This is a genomic window from Mesorhizobium sp. M0019 (genome assembly GCF_040323975.1).
Taxonomy (GTDB): domain Bacteria; phylum Pseudomonadota; class Alphaproteobacteria; order Rhizobiales; family Rhizobiaceae; genus Mesorhizobium.
In genome coordinates, this window is the sequence record NZ_JAMYVK010000024.1 from 53633 (window position 1) to 68553 (window position 14921).

The window sequence follows — 14921 nt, forward strand, 5'->3', positions numbered from 1 at the left end:
GACCACCATGACCCGCACTTGCGGCCAAGTTAGAACGACAGCAAACGAAACGCACAAATACATGGTTACACAAACCAGCATACGCTATTTCAAGGACAGCAAACATTCCTGGGGAGGAAGCTGGATGGCGTCACGCTACCATGAGGTCTACGACGGCTGGAAACGCGACCCGGAAAAATTCTGGGCCGATGCCGCCGGCGCAATCGACTGGTTCTCGCCCTTCGAGACGGTGTTCGACGCCAATGCCGGCGTCTATGGCAGGTGGTTCATTGGCGCCTCGTGCAACACCTGCTTCAATGCCGTCGATCGTCATGTGGCGGGCGGCCGTGCCGACCAGATCGCGTTGATCCATGACAGCGCGATTTCGGGCACAATCAGGAAATTCACGTATGCCGAGTTGAAGCGCGAGGTGGTCGCGCTGACCTCGGTGCTCAAGAATCGTGGCATCCAAAAAGGCGATCGCGTCATCATCTACATGCCGATGGTACCGGAAGCAGCCTTCGCCATGCTTGCCTGTGCGCGGATCGGCGCCGTGCATTCGGTGGTCTTCGGCGGCTTTGCCTCGCATGAGCTCGCCACCCGCATCGACGACGCCAAGCCGAAGCTGATCATCTCCGCTTCCTGCGGCCTGGAGCCAGGGCGCGTCGTTGCCTATAAGCCGCTGCTCGACAAGGCGATCGAGATGTCGCGGCACAAGCCGGAAAGCTGCCTTATCCTGCAGCGCGACCAACTGCGCTGCGAACTCAGGGAAAACCACGATATCGACTATGCCGACGCCGTGGCGCGGGAGCGGGCCGCGGGTGCCAATGTCGACTGTGTTCCGGTGCTTGCCACCGATCCGCTCTACATCATCTACACGTCGGGCACGACCGGCCAGCCGAAGGGAATCGTGCGCGACAATGGCGGCCATATGGTCGCGCTGAAATGGTCGATGGAAAACGAGTTCGGCGTCAAGCCGGGCGAAGTGTTCTGGGCGGCTTCCGATGTCGGCTGGGTGGTCGGCCATTCCTATATCGTCTACGGCCCGCTGCTGCATGGCTGCACAACGATCCTGTTCGAGGGCAAGCCGGTCGGCACGCCCGATGCCGGCAGCTATTGGCGCGTGATCGCCGAGCATGGCGTCGTCGCGCTGTTCACCGCGCCAACCGCCTTTCGCGCCATCAAAGGACAGGACCCGAAGGGCGAGTTCGTCCCGAAATACGACCTGTCCAAATTCCGGACGCTGTTCCTCGCCGGCGAGCGCGCCGATCCGGAAACCATCAAATGGGCGGAGCAGAAATTGAACGTGCCGGTGATCGACCATTGGTGGCAAACCGAGACCGGCTCGCCGATGACCATCAACCCCGCCGGACTGGGCCTGCTGCCGGTCAAATACGGCTCGCCCGGCGTGCCGATGCCCGGTTATGACATCCGCGTGCTCGACGATGCCGGGCATGAGGTCAAGCGTGGTACGCTTGGTAATGTCGTGGTGAGATTGCCGTTGCCCCCCGGCTGCCTGCCGACGCTGTGGAATGCCGACGAGCGGTTTCGCCAAGCCTATCTCGACGAGTTCCCCGGCTTCTACAAAACCGCGGATGCCGGCATGATGGACGAGGACGGCTATCTCTATGTCATGGCTCGCACCGACGACATCATCAATGTCGCCGGCCACCGGCTATCGACCGGCGCCATGGAGGAGGTTCTGGCCGCGCATCCCGACGTCGCCGAATGCGCCGTCGTCGGTATTGCCGATGCTATGAAAGGCCAGGTTCCACTCGGCTTCGTCGTGCTGAATGCCGGCGTCGACCGCGACGCCGGCATCATCGAAAACGAGGTTGTCACCCTGGTGCGCGAACGGATCGGCCCGGTCGCTGCCTTCAAGACGGTGGTGACGATCAAGCGCCTGCCGAAGACGCGCTCCGGCAAGATCCTGCGCGGCACCATGCAGAAGATCGCCGACAAGGAGGAATGGGCCATGCCGGCAACGATCGACGACCCGGCCATCCTCGACGAGATCACCGCCGCGCTGAACCGGCGCGGCATCGGCCTGTAAGGAGCGCCGAAGCCGAGTTGCGTCCGAAGCTCCGGTATGGAACGACCGGCGCCGGACGTGGTATCCACGCGCGGTGTCGTCATGTTGTTTCGGAATCGAGACGCACCCACAGCCATGCGAGATGCCATACGTGACCCTGTTCCAGCGATCGAGAAAGCCCCAGGCCGCGGCACGCCAGCGGCTGGAGATCGATATGCGGGGCGCAGTCGTCTATGCGATCGGCGACGTGCATGGCTGCTACAAGGAACTCCGCGCCCTGGAGCAGAAGATCCTGCTCGATTCGGCGCCCTTCGAAGGGCGCAAGCTCATCATCATGCTTGGCGACTACGTCGATCGTGGACCCCAGTCGGCGCGTGTGCTCGATCATCTGCTGGCGCCGCCGCTCCAAGGCTTCCAGCGCATCTGCCTTGCCGGCAACCACGAAGTCGTGATGCTGAACTATCTCGACGGGATCATTTCGAGAGAGTCGTGGCTGGCAATAGGCGGCCTGCAAACGCTGTTCTCCTACGGCGTCGACCCGGAGCGCATGGCCGATCTCTACGGTTCAAGCGAGGAGGTCGACAGGCGCATTCGGGAGATCATCCCCGCCGACCACGTCAGTTTCATGCGCGCGCTGCCGGTCATGGTCTGTTCGGCGAAATTCGTATTCGTTCATGCCGGCATCAGGCCGGGCATCGACCTAGCCGCACAAGACGAGGACGACCTGCTCAACATCCGCTCGGACTTCTTCGAAGCAGCGCATCTTCTCGACCGCTATGTCGTGCACGGACATACGCCGGTCGACACTCCGAAGCTCGAGGGACGCCGGCTTGGCATAGACACCGGCGCCTTCCAAACCGGCCAGCTGACCGCCCTCAGGATCGTCGACAACCGCGCCAGGTTGATATTTTCCTGAGCGCGACGTCGTCGCTCAGGCGGCTGCCTTGGTGCGCGCTTCCGATTTTTCCAGATAGTAGCTCGAATATTTGTCGAAGAATTTTTCCGAGCCGCCGATCGCGCCATATTTGGCCAGCTTCTTCAGTTCGACCTTGTTCAGCACCGCGCCAATGATCTTCTTGGCGATGTAGGGCTCCGAGCTGAGCATGGATTGCACCATCGCACGCGGCGTGCGTCCCCACTCGGTGACCAGCACGAAGCCGTCGACAAGCGGAGCGAAGGCCTTGGCGTCGACGACAGGCCCGAGCGGCGGCAGATCGACGATGATGTATTCGAAGGTTTCCTTGGCGTTATCGATGAAACGCCGCATGCCGGCTGAAGACAGAAGCTCGCTGGTATGCGAAAACTGGCCACGCAGGACGGCCGGGATGATAGCCAGCTTGGTCTGCCGGTCGATCTTGCCGACCGACTGCCATGTCTGCCCGCTCACCACAGCTTCCATCAGGCCCTGCTCGGCCTCCATACCGAGGCTGCGGCTGAGGCCGGGATTGCGCAGGTCGCCGTCGATCAGCAGCGTTTTCGATCCGTTGACGGCAAGCAACCCGGCAAGATTGGCCGCCACCGTCGACTTGCCTTCGCCGGGAAGCACCGAGACCACGCCGATGACCCGGCTGCCCTGGCCCTCCATGACGACGTCGAAGGCGATCTTTGCGTTGCGCAGCGTCTCGGAGAACATCGATGCCGGGGCATCGACGGTTACCCGCATCCGCGCACGTTTTTCGGCTGCCGACAATGTTTTGGAGGGCTGGGATTTGGAGGACTTGGCGGTCTTGGATTCAACGACTTTGACGTCAGGCTGACCGCCATTGCGCTGGTCATCCTTGCCAGCCTTGCCGATGACCGGCAGGTAGCCGAGGAATTTGAGGCCCACACGGTCGCGGACATCCTCGCCGGTCCTGAAGAAGCGTTCCCTGAATTCATTCAGGCCACCAACCCCTGCCCCCAGCATCATGCCAAGCGCCAGCGAAAGCCCCAGCACGATGGCTGTGCGCGGGGTTGCGGCCGACTGCGGCATCGTCGCGTCCGAGATGACCCGGATCTTGCCGACCGGGAAGGATTGCTGCTGGGCGGCCTCCTCATAGCGGTTCAGGAACGTCTGGTAGAGCGTCGACAGCGCCGTCGCCTTTTGGTCCAGCTCACGCAGCTTGACCTGCGACTGGTTGTCGATGGAGCTCTTGCCAGCCGCCAAGGCGACATTTGCGCGGAGCGCGGTTTCGCGCGCCAGAGCGACCTCGTATTCGTTGCGGTAGCTTTCGGTCAGTTGCTTCAGCTCGCCGAAAATCTGCGCCGATATGTCGGCCTTCTCCTTGGCGAGCGCGACGGCCTGCGGATGTTGCGGGCCGAAATTGGCTTCGACGTCCTGCTGCCGCTTGGCGACGGTGAGATAGCGGTTCTTCAGCGTCGTGATGACCGAGCTGCTCGGCTGGTCGTTCGATATCGCGGCGTCCTTGAATGCATTGTCCGAGCCGCTTTCGACGATCGACTTGTACTGCTGATAGCGGGCGCCGGCACGTGCGGTATCGGCCTGCGCGACGATCAGCTGGGTGTTGAGATCGGACAATTGCTTGTCGCTGATCAGCTGGCCGTCATTGACGGCCAATCCGTGTTCGGCCCTGAACTTTTCGACCGCTAGTGCAGCCGCCTGGGAGCTCTCACGAAGCTCGGTCAGCCGGCCTTGCAGCCAGACCGCCGCCCGCTCGGTCGCGTCGAAGCTGGCATCGAGCTGATCGGCGAGATAGGCGTCGGCATAGGCCTTGGTGATGGCGGTCGCAAGTGCTGGATCCGTCGCCTGGAAGGAGATGCTGATGACAAAGCTTCGGCCGATCCGCTCGGCATCGAGTTGGGTCTGCAGTTTGAAGATTGCGTAGTCGCGGGGCGACGACGATGCGGTGATCGCGTCACGCGTCGCAGCATCAAGCTGAGCGACATCGGTTGTGCTCGCGGCGCGCTTGGGGCGGACAGACTGGACGATACCGCGAACAAAGCCAGCAACCTTCGACAGGGCCGATGTCGGAGGGTTCATGAAAGCGTCGTTCTGATCGAGCTTCAGCTTGTCGACGACCACCCCAGCCAGCCTGGCCGACTGTAGTATTTCGATCTGGCTCAGAACGGCGGAGTCGGTCTGCATGCTGACCGACGCCGCCGAAATGTCGTCGACGACCTTGTTCAATCCTTCGTCGATCAGCACGCTGCTCGTCGCCACATAGGTAGGAGGCGTTGTCTGCAAGTAGAGCACGCCGAGAAAGAGACCGATGACGGCGCAGGCGGCAACCACTTTCGCCTGCCGCGCGGCCATGCCAAGCAGGCGCTCGATGTCGATGAAGTCTTCGGCGTTTGCCGCATTTGAAGCCGGCAATGGCGTCCTCTTGTCGACAGGAAAATTGGCATAGTTCATCTTCGGTCCAATTCTAGTTTGCAGGCGCTACCGCCTCGAAGGTCGGGACATAGGGTGCAAACCTTGCGCCGGACAGTGCGCGTCGCGCGCGGCGCAACGGCCTGTCCTGCGTCATCAGCCGCACCCACAATGCCTCGAAAAAATGGACATTATGCGGCTTCTTCCCGACGCTGATGCGACCGGACGAATTCCTGCAGCATCTCGAAGATCGGGCCCTTCATGTCCTCCCGCGCCAGCGCGAAAGCGACATTGGCCTGGATGAAGCCCTCCTTCGAACCGCAGTCGAACATGCGGCCGTCGAAAGGCTGGGCGAAGAAGGCCTGGGTCTGTGCGAGACGCACCATTGCGTCGGTCAGCTGGATCTCGTTTCCGGCGCCGCGCTGCTGGCTGGCAAGCAACGAGAATATCTCGGGCTGCAGGATGTAGCGGCCGTTGATGTAGAAGTTCGACGGCGCGTTGGCAGGAGCCGGCTTTTCGACCATGGCCGTCACCTCGAAGCCCGTGCCGACATCAGCGCCGCGCCCGACAATGCCGTATTTGCTGGTCTCGGTCGGATCGCAACGCTCGACGGCGATAACGTTTGCGCCAGTCTGCGCATAAAGATCGGCGACCTCGGCGAGACACCCGCGCCCGCCGAAGGACACCATGTCCGGCAAAAGCAATGCGAAGGGCTCGTCACCGATGACTTCGCGCGCGCACCAGACGGCATGGCCGAGGCCTTGCGGCGACTGCTGGCGGATGAAGCTCGTCGCGCCGGCGACGGGAAGCAGGCTTTCAAGCGATTCGAGTTGCGCCTTCTTGCCGCTCTGCTCCAGGGTTCCGATCAGTTCAGGATGCAGGTCGAAATAGTCCTCGATCACCGCCTTGTTGCGGCCGGTGACGAAGACGATGTGCTCGATGCCGGCCTCGAACGCCTCGTCAACCGCATATTGCACGACAGGCCTGTCGACCACCGGCAGCATTTCCTTCGGCATGGACTTGGTCGCCGGCAGGAACCGCGTTCCGAGCCCCGCCACCGGTATGACTGCCTTCCTGACTTTTTTCATTGCATGTTCCTTCTGAGGAGATCGATTTCAACCCTGTCGCAGGCGGCGAAACTGTCTTCATTCACCTGCAGCCCTTCACCTCCCCGCCACCACGGCAAACTGTGCCGCTACCCTTCGCAGCCGGACGGCGATCGGCATGCTCATATGCCGAACCGCCGCCGGATCGCTGAGCGCCGTCCATATCGCCTTGAGCGGGGACCGCGCCTTGATGTGCTGGACCAGCGACAGGAATGATGCCGCCCGGCGCAGGCTGCGAGCGCGCCTGGCGAACGCCGCCTCGGCCGCAGCATCCATGGAATGGGTCGCGGCGAAGGTGGCATCGGCCCTGCGCATCGCCTCGACGTGATGAAGTTCGAGCACCCGGGAGATGGAGCCGGTGCGAATGTGGTAGATATAGCCCGTCGTCGGCTCGACCACGCATTTGCCCCCCTTGGCCAGAGCACTGGCCAGGAGGATATAGTCTTCGCCAATGATCAGGCTTTCATCGTAACGCAGCCCGTTCTCGTTCAGGAACCGGCGCTGGAAGATCGGCTTGAGGTAGCCGAGATTGAACCTCGATTCGAAGAGGACGTTGCCGCCGATGAAATCCGCCAGCGAGATTTCACCGAGGCCTTCCAGATAGTCGGCCGGGAACATCGTCTCTTCGGCAACGCCATCCTCGCGAACGACCTGCAGATTATCGACCGCGATCTCGGCGCCCGCTTTCTCCGCGCGTTCGATCATGGTGCAGATTCGCCCGGGATAGACCGCGTCGTCCGAATCTAGGACCGCGACCCACCTGCCGCGGGCAAGCTCAAGGCCGGCATTCCTGGCGCCGCCGGGGCCACGGTTTTGCTCAAGCGCGACAACGCGTACGATGTCTTCGGGGTAGGATCTCGCCAGGTCGAGCGTCCGGTCGCGCGACTTGTCGTCGACGACGATGACCTCGACGCTGATATTGCGCTGGGCGACGGCGCTGGCAATCGCCCGATCGATGGTCGCCTCGGCATTGTAGGCGGCAATCACGAAGCTCACGTCAGGCTGCACGCTTGCCCCCTTGCTGCGGCGAAGACAGGCCGTATTGGCGGATTTCACGAACCCCGACGAGGCCGCTGACGACGCCGACATGCATAATGCCGCGAAGCAGGCTGCGGTTCCGGCGTACGGGGTCGATGGCGACCGGAATTGCCGACAGGAAACTGTAGGCGGCCTTTGCCGCGGCAATGCCGACCTGCTTGAGCCGGGCAAGGCCGTGTGCGTTGCGCCCCAGAAGATGACCGTGCGTCTGCCCAACGCGGAACCGGCGGCGGCCGAGCCAGTCGAATGCCGCCCTGGCAGGTGGCACCGCTTCGTCGACCCAAGCCTCCGGCGAAAAGGCGATGCGGCCGCCGGCCTTGACCATCTGGTCGAAGAATTCCGTATCTTCGCCGCCGGTCTGGCCACGTGCCAGGCTGAAGCGCCGGCCGCGCAGGCTCTCAGCGCCAATCCTGAGCAGGACGTTGCAGGTGTAGCCGGTGCGGATTTCGCCGCTCACCCAGACCGGCAAGGTCGAGTGGAAATCGCCTTTGCGCATCCAGGCGGGCGCATCCGGCAGGTAACGGGCTTGCACCGGCCCAAGCACCGTCGCAGCACCTGTTGCTTCCGCCGTCGCCACCAGTTCGGCAAGCCAGCCAGCGGTGGCCGTCTCGTCGTCGTCGATAAAGGCGACGAAATCCGCCGCACTGGTATCGAGGCAAGCGTTGCGCGCGATCGAGATGTTGCGGGCCGGGGCGTGCCGGTAGGTCACCGGCAGCTTCAACTCCCCCGCCAGCTTGGCGACCAGCGTTTCGGCCGTCGGCGTATCGTCGTTGTCGGCGATGACGATACCGACGTCGAACCCCGCGGGCATGTCCATGGCCGCTATGGAGCGAAGCGTGTCGGCAAGCTCCGGCCGGCGGAATGTGCAGACGCAGATATCGATGCTTCGATTTTTCCTGACCGGGTCCATCACGCTACCCCGCGCTGCGGTCGCGGTGCGAGCAGTTGCAGCCAGAAACCGACCGACCAGCCGAAATGCATGACCATTGCCGAGACCCCGGCAAGCGCAATGTCGGCTTTGCGCTGGCTGACGGCGGTCCAAAAGCCGTAGCCGAGGCAGACCGACGCCCATAGCAAAAGCGGCACGGCCGCCAGCCAGTGGACGAAGGAAAAGGCGGCGAGAAGAACCACGGGGAACACCAGAAGCGGCACCATCTGCCGGATATTCGGGATCATGCGGTGCTTGAGAACGTTCTTCGCCCGGCCACGGCCATAGCCGAGATATTGAAAATAGAGGCCCTTCAGCGAGGAGCGCGGGTAGTAGACCATTTGCGTCTTGCCGGTCATCCAGATGCGGTAGCCGGCCTGCCGGAGCCGATAGTCGAGTTCGGCATCCTCATTGTGGCTGAAGGTTTCGTCATAGCCGCCGACCGCGGTGAAGGCGGATATCCATATCAGTGCGTGGTGGCCATGATCGACCCATTCCCCCGCCGAAAGATGCCGGTGCTTGGAGCCGCCGGTGCCGAGCCTGGAGTTCTGCGCCGCTGCCGCTGCTTTCTGAACCATGCCGCTGCCGCTGGTCAGCATCGAGACGACGACCGAATCCGCACCGGTGGCTTGCGCTTCTTCGACCAGCCGGTCGCAATAATCCGCTGGATAGCCGCCATGCGCGTCGATGCGAATGAGATAGTCGACGCCTTCCCCGAACCTGGCGACGGCGAGATTGATTGCCGCGCTCTGCAAGCGCTTTTCATTGTGCAGCAGGATCACCCGCTGATCTTTTGCGGCGATGTCCGCGACGATCGTCCTGGTGCCGTCCGTGCTGCCGCCATCGGCAACGATGATCACGGCGCCCAGCCTCTCGGCCGCAGGGCGGAGCTCTCGAAGCAACGCGCCGATATGGGCCGCTTCGTTCAGGCACGGAACCACGATCATGCAGGATGGAATGTCGGTTTGCGTCATCGGCAGTCCTTCTATGCCAATGCTTCGGCAGCATATGGACCGGGAGCCGCAGTCAGCCCGCGGAGCTTTTCGACGAGCGCCCGGCAATCGGCGCGGTCGTAGCTCCAGGTGCGCGGATTGCGGGCGAGAACACGCGCCCTCAATGTCTCGAACCGATGCTGCTCCATCGTGCCGACGGCGGCTTCGAGCGCCTCGGGCGCGGCTTCTGGCAAAAGAACCCCTATGCCTTGCCGGTCGAGGAACCGGCCGGTTTCGGTGGCTCCCATCGAAATCGGCACGGCTCCGAAGCGGCAGCCCTCATAGAGCCGGTTGGGCAGCAGCCATTCGGAGTTCAGGCCCTGCTCAAAAAAGTCGATGGCCCAGGAAAAGTGGACCTCGCGGTAGATCGCCGCCATGTCCTCGGGATTGCGGTAGGGCCCGCCAAACGAGAGCCAGGGTTCCGATTCGACGAAACCGTGGAAATCGGGAAATTCGGACAGCGCCGGGCGCCCCCTGAGGACGATTTCAAAGCGGCCGTCGAGGCGGCGCGAAAATTCGGCCAGAAGCTCCAGGGAACGGCGGCAGCGGAGCGCCCCGAACCAGCCGATCCGCCAAGGCGGCGCTACGGGGTTCTCCGGCGCCGCGCGGTCATCCAGCGAGGCCGCGGCTGGCTCGAAATACTTGTTTTCGAGCAGTTCGACCGGGGCGGCAATCTGTCCGAACGGCTTGAAATAGTTGGCGATGAAGGCCGGAGAGCTGGTCACCAGAAGCTTCACATCCCTGGCCAGGAAGCGTTCTGCGCCGCGCATCGCCCATCCCAGCGGATCGTCGCGAAGCAGCAGGCGATGGATATCCAGGCACTCGTAGACGATCGGCACCGTTGCCTGGAAAGCCGACCTGGCGCGGCGGGCAAGCGCCAGCATTTCCAGATTGCGCGCGACAATGAGGTCGGGCCGTGGCATTGAGCCCAGCTTCGAGCCGGTCGCGACGACTGCCTTCATGATCGCGGCCAGACGTTGGGCGAATCGGCCATCACGAGTCGGGCCGAGATCGATCGGCTGCAAGCCCTCGACATCAGCAACTGCGCTTGCCGTACGACGAAAGCCCGCCAGCGTAACCTGGGCGCCGCCTGCCTTGAGCATTATGATCCGCCGGCGCACTGCCGGGTCGGAGACGTCGTGTACCAAGTACAAGACATGCAGCATGAAAACTCGACCGCTGTTGGCCCGCCCGCGACAATGCTAGTACAGCTCTTGCTGCATCGCAACATTTTTGGTTGCAGCGTAGCAAATATCCCCGTTTTTTTGTTGCACTGCAAAATCGATGGGTTAATCTCGCTCTGCTTGGGCCACATGGACCGCGCGTTGGCCTGCCATCGGGCTGCGCGCCAATAATCACGACGCGAGGACCATCCTTGGCGTGCAGCATTTTCGGCCAACCCGCCTGCAATCCGCCCCTTCGCACCCGTCGATGGAAGCACGGGACTACTCACGAAATGAGGTCATTCCATGAAGATCGCGGTTGAAAACACCGTCTGCCTGAATACCGGGGATGCAGCGATTCTCCTGGCGATCCGCCATGTTTTCAAGACGATCGTGCAAGACGATATCCAGTTCTACGTCTTCGACAGCCAGCCGGAGGTGGCGGCGAGGCTCTACACGAAGAAAGAGTATCCTGATCTCGAATTCCACAAGCTGCTGTCGGAATCGCTGTTCCGCTACAAATACGGCAGCGGGCTGAAGAACCTGTTCAAGCCGATCTACAATCGGCTCGTCCTCAATGCCCTGCGGCGGTTCGGCATCCGCGGCGTTCTCGGGCGTTTGTTCAGCTCAAGCAATCGCCGTGGTCTCGAGATCTACAAAGACGCCGACCTCGTGGTCACGACAGGCGGAACCTATCTTGTCGAGACTTACAATCTGGAACGGCGACTCAATCAATTCCGGATCGACGCGATTCTGGGCAAGGACCCCGTCTTCTTCACGCAATCGCTCGGCCCGTTCAACAAAAGTTACAATCGCCAGGAGTTGAGCCGAATCTTCGATCGGAGCCCGCTCATCCTGCTGCGCGACGAACGTTCGCGAGGCCACATTGTGGACATGGTGAAAGACCCCGGCAAATGCCACGTCGTGGCCGACGCCGTCTTTGCCCTGGCCGACACCGACAGGATCGGAAAAATTCTGGCCTTCGGCCAGTCGGCGACCGTCACCGGCCGCGTCGCCATTTCCGTCCGTCACTGGAACTATGTCAGCGACGGCGAGGGCGGCATGCGCCGCTACATCGACTCGATCCGCGCGATCGCGACCATCCTGGTCAGGGACCACGCCAAGGAGGTCACCTTCGTCTCCACCTGCCAGGGCGTGCCGGAATACGCCCATGATGATTCCAAGACGGCGCGGGCTATCGTTGCCGAACTCGATCCGGAGATCGCCAAGCATGTCAGCGTGGACGCTTCGTTCCACACGCCGGAGCAACTGATGGCACTGGTGAAAGGCTTCGACTTCGTTGTCGCAACGCGCATGCACATGATGATCATGTCGCTCTGCGTCGGCACGCCGGTGCTGCCGATCGCCTATGAATTCAAGACCAAGGAACTCGCCAAGCGGATCGGCGTCGCCGACCTGCTGCTCGACATCGACACGGTGACGCCCGAGGAAGCGAGCGAGAAGCTCGGCAGACTTACCGCCAATCTCGACCTCTATCGCAGGACGAGCCTTCAGGCAGTGCTTGAGGAGCATGCGTCGGCGATGTCGGCAGGTGAGCTTTTGAGGCCGGTGATTGCCGGCCTAGCGGGCGTTGCGCATGGCGCTGGAAAGCGTGGTGAACAGGGCGCTGCGCGACTGGCCAAGGGCAAGCATGAGGACCAGGCCGATCGAATAATTGAGGGCAACCGCCAGGACCACCGCGAGCAGGTCTGACTGGCCGGTCAGCGATGCCGGCAACTCCCGGTACACGGACCAGGCAAGCAGCGACGACGCGATGAAAAGTCCCTGCATGACCAGGAAGTCGGCTGCGGTCACCGGGCCGACCCGGTGGACAAGAACGGCAAGCACCGGGACGCGCAGCACATAGCCGCTGATCGCATAGGCCGCCGCGACACCGACGGCGCCCCAGTGCAGGCCGATGATGAAGGCGGCGACCGTCGTCAGCGACGAGTAGATGCCCCAGTGGAACATGGTCTTGGTCTTGCCCTGGCAGATGAAGATCCAGCCGGTGGTGCTCGAGACGGACTGGATCAGGCTGGCGATGCCCAGCCAGGCGAAGATCGGCGCCACCGCTGTCCAGCGCTCGCCGAAGAGAAGCCCGACGACCTGGTCCGACGTCAGCGTCAGCGCCGCGATGCCGGGCATAGTGATGGCCGCCAGCATCCAATTGGTTCGCACATAGATGTCGCGAAACCGCGCCTTGTCCTCATGGATGCGGCTCAGCAGCGGCACCATCACGCGTGTCAGCGGCTGGTTGATGTTCTGCAGCGGAAACAGCAGGAGCTTGTAGGCGCGGTCATAATAGCCGAGCTCGATCGCGCCCGAATATTTTCCGATCAGGATGTTGTCGAGATTGCGCGAGAAGAAGTTGGCCAGATTGAAGCCGGTCAGATTGGCGCCGAAGGACAATATGTCGGTATCGACCTTCAGGTCCGGCCGCGACGGCGTCCAGCGCGCCACCTGCCATGCCGCGGCCAGCGCGACAACAGCCGATACCGCAGGGCCGATGACCAGCGACCAGTAGCCCAGCCCCGCATAGGCGGCGATTGCGGTAGTCGCAAGTCCGGCAGCAGCGGTTATCACGTCGTTCAGCGCGAGCTGGCCAAAGCGCAAGTGACGGTTCATCAGCGCCAGCGGCACCGCGGCGAGGCTGCCAAGCAGCAGCGGCAAGGCAGAGCCGATGGTGATCCCCACCATGCGTTGATCGCCATAGAAGGCAGCGATGGCGGGCGCCAGGCATGCAACCACCACGGCACTGCCCATCCCCACCAGCGCACTGATCCAGAATACCTGGTTGAGCTGCTCGGTGCTGATATCCTTGCGCTGGACCACAGCCTGTTGCAGGCCAAGATTTTGAAGCAGCCCGACAAAGGCCACGATCGGCCCGACGGAAGCCACCAAGCCGAAATCCTCGGGCACGAGCAGACGCGCAAGCACGATGACGGAGAGAAACTGGATCGCCATCTTGAAGCCTTGCGCGCCGATCGTCACCACGCCGCCGCGCAGGGCGACGCGACCGAACTGGGGGGGCGGGTTGGCGTTCATGCCGGCTGCCTGGCTTCGGCCAGCTGGGCAACGATCTGCGCAAAACGTTCGTTGAGTACGTCCGCGTTGAAATCCTGCTCGATCTTGCGGCGCGCCGCACGTGCGATGCGCTCGCATTTGTCCGGGTTCTCGGCCACCCAGACAAGCTTGCGGGCCAACGCCGCAACGTCTCGCTCCGGTGCGAGGAAGCCTGTCTCCTGATCCTCGATCAGTTCGGGAATGCCCGAGTGATAGGTGCTGACGACGATCAGCCCGGCGGCCATAGCCTCCATCAGCGCCACCGGAATACCCTCGAGATCGCCGTCTCGCGCGGCAACGCTGGGCAGCAGGAATACGTGGGCATCGCGCAGGCACTGCTTGACCTCGGCGTGCGGACGCGGCCCGAGGAAAGTCACCCGGTCGGCAATGCCGAGATTTGCGGCGAGCTTCTTCAACTCTTCCAGCAATTCGCCGCCGCCAATCACCGAATAGACCCAGTCGCGCCGCGGCAGGCTGGCGAGCGCCCGAAGGGCGAATTCGATGCCCTTCTTTTCGGTCAGCCGGCAGACCGAGATGAAGGACAGCGTGTCCCGGTCCCAGGAACGCCAATGGTAGCCGATCTCACCGGGCCGCACGCCCATATGGTGAACCATGACTTGCGCGGGGGGTGCGCCGACGCCGATCAGGGCGTCGCGGAAAAACGCGTTCACTGGGAGCTGGAGAACGCCCTTGTCGAAGACAACCTTGTAGCGCGTGAGCGTGTTGTCATGCAGCGGTTCGCCGACATCGCGGCCGTGGAATATGGTCACCAGCGGAGCGGAAATCCGGCCTCGTTTCATGGCGCGGGCGACGCGCATGCCGTTATTGCCGAAATGCGCGACGATCACATCGGCGTTCTGCAATTTGCGCGCAAAAGCGATGTCGACAGCGGTCGAGAGCTTATCCCAGAACCTGCCCGACCATCTCCTGAGCGTCGGGCGAAAGCGCCCCAGCCCGCCCCACCAGCAGACGACCTTGCCAGGGAGAGCCTGCCAGCGGCGATCGTCGATGTTGCTGTCCTTGCCGAAGGACGTCTCGTTGCAGACGACGCCGACTTGCATGCCGCGCTCGAGGCACCCTTCTATCTGGTCGAGGACGAAGGTCTCCGACAAAGAGGGGAACTTATCAACTACGAAACAAATCTTCATCGGATGGACGATCTTTCGAGGCCGGTCGGCGATCTGCTCGCGCGGATGAGGGCTGACGCCCGTCGCCACCGTGCGAGGCGCCTCAAGCGTCTGGTGTTGTGCGTGTCTTTGTCCCAAGGCAGCTCCCACCCCGGTCAGGCGCGAGAGCCGGCTTTTGGGCAA

The 14921-nt window shown here is 62.6% G+C and carries 10 protein-coding genes and 1 pseudogene; 3 read left to right on the forward strand and 8 right to left on the reverse strand.

Features of this window, described 5'->3' with window-relative positions:
- Positions 1 to 124: 124 nt before the first annotated feature.
- Entirely contained in the window at positions 125 to 2032 is a 1908-nt protein-coding gene (locus NKK47_RS18395) for a propionyl-CoA synthetase (protein ID WP_352577809.1), read from the forward strand.
- Between the two features lie 193 nt (positions 2033 to 2225).
- Positions 2226 to 2927 carry a metallophosphoesterase family protein gene (locus tag NKK47_RS18400; RefSeq protein ID WP_352577810.1) on the forward strand — a complete coding sequence of 234 codons (702 nt, stop codon included), beginning with the start codon at positions 2226 to 2228 and terminating at the stop codon, positions 2925 to 2927.
- Between the two features lie 15 nt (positions 2928 to 2942).
- Here NKK47_RS18400 and NKK47_RS18405 read toward each other — a convergent pair whose 3' ends face one another.
- The 6 genes from NKK47_RS18405 to NKK47_RS18430 all read right to left on the reverse strand — a co-directional run bounded on the left by NKK47_RS18405 (position 2943) and on the right by NKK47_RS18430 (position 10551).
- Entirely contained in the window at positions 2943 to 5363 is a 2421-nt protein-coding gene (locus NKK47_RS18405; RefSeq protein ID WP_352577811.1) for a polysaccharide biosynthesis tyrosine autokinase, read from the reverse strand.
- Between the two features lie 149 nt (positions 5364 to 5512).
- Positions 5513 to 6409 carry a UTP--glucose-1-phosphate uridylyltransferase gene (locus NKK47_RS18410; RefSeq protein ID WP_023676320.1) on the reverse strand — a complete coding sequence of 299 codons (897 nt, stop codon included), beginning with the start codon at positions 6407 to 6409 and terminating at the stop codon, positions 5513 to 5515.
- A 75-nt stretch (positions 6410 to 6484) separates the two neighbouring features.
- The gene (locus NKK47_RS18415) at positions 6485 to 7435 is read right to left on the reverse strand and encodes a glycosyltransferase family 2 protein (RefSeq protein WP_352577812.1); all 951 of its coding nucleotides are present in this window, start codon (positions 7433 to 7435) and stop codon (positions 6485 to 6487) included.
- A complete protein-coding gene (locus NKK47_RS18420; RefSeq protein ID WP_352577813.1) occupies positions 7425 to 8375 on the reverse strand; it encodes a glycosyltransferase family 2 protein in 951 nt (316 codons plus the stop codon). The genes NKK47_RS18415 and NKK47_RS18420 overlap by 11 nt, the downstream gene beginning before the upstream one ends.
- Positions 8375 to 9367: a glycosyltransferase family 2 protein gene (locus NKK47_RS18425; RefSeq protein ID WP_352577814.1), complete on the reverse strand. Its 993-nt coding sequence runs from the start codon at positions 9365 to 9367 to the stop codon at positions 8375 to 8377. The genes NKK47_RS18420 and NKK47_RS18425 overlap by 1 nt, the downstream gene beginning before the upstream one ends.
- A gap of 11 nt (positions 9368 to 9378) precedes the next feature.
- The gene (locus NKK47_RS18430) at positions 9379 to 10551 is read right to left on the reverse strand and encodes a glycosyltransferase family protein (protein WP_352577815.1); all 1173 of its coding nucleotides are present in this window, start codon (positions 10549 to 10551) and stop codon (positions 9379 to 9381) included.
- A gap of 303 nt (positions 10552 to 10854) precedes the next feature.
- Between NKK47_RS18430 and NKK47_RS18435 the strand changes: the two are divergent.
- Positions 10855 to 11907, forward strand: a pseudogene (locus NKK47_RS18435) (polysaccharide pyruvyl transferase family protein); the annotation flags it as partial.
- Between the two features lie 222 nt (positions 11908 to 12129).
- Here the strand turns inward: NKK47_RS18435 and NKK47_RS18440 are convergent.
- A complete protein-coding gene (locus NKK47_RS18440) occupies positions 12130 to 13593 on the reverse strand; it encodes a lipopolysaccharide biosynthesis protein (protein ID WP_352577816.1) in 1464 nt (487 codons plus the stop codon).
- A complete protein-coding gene (locus NKK47_RS18445; protein WP_352577817.1) occupies positions 13590 to 14876 on the reverse strand; it encodes a glycosyltransferase in 1287 nt (428 codons plus the stop codon). The genes NKK47_RS18440 and NKK47_RS18445 overlap by 4 nt, the downstream gene beginning before the upstream one ends.
- Between the last annotated feature and the right edge of the window lie 45 nt (positions 14877 to 14921).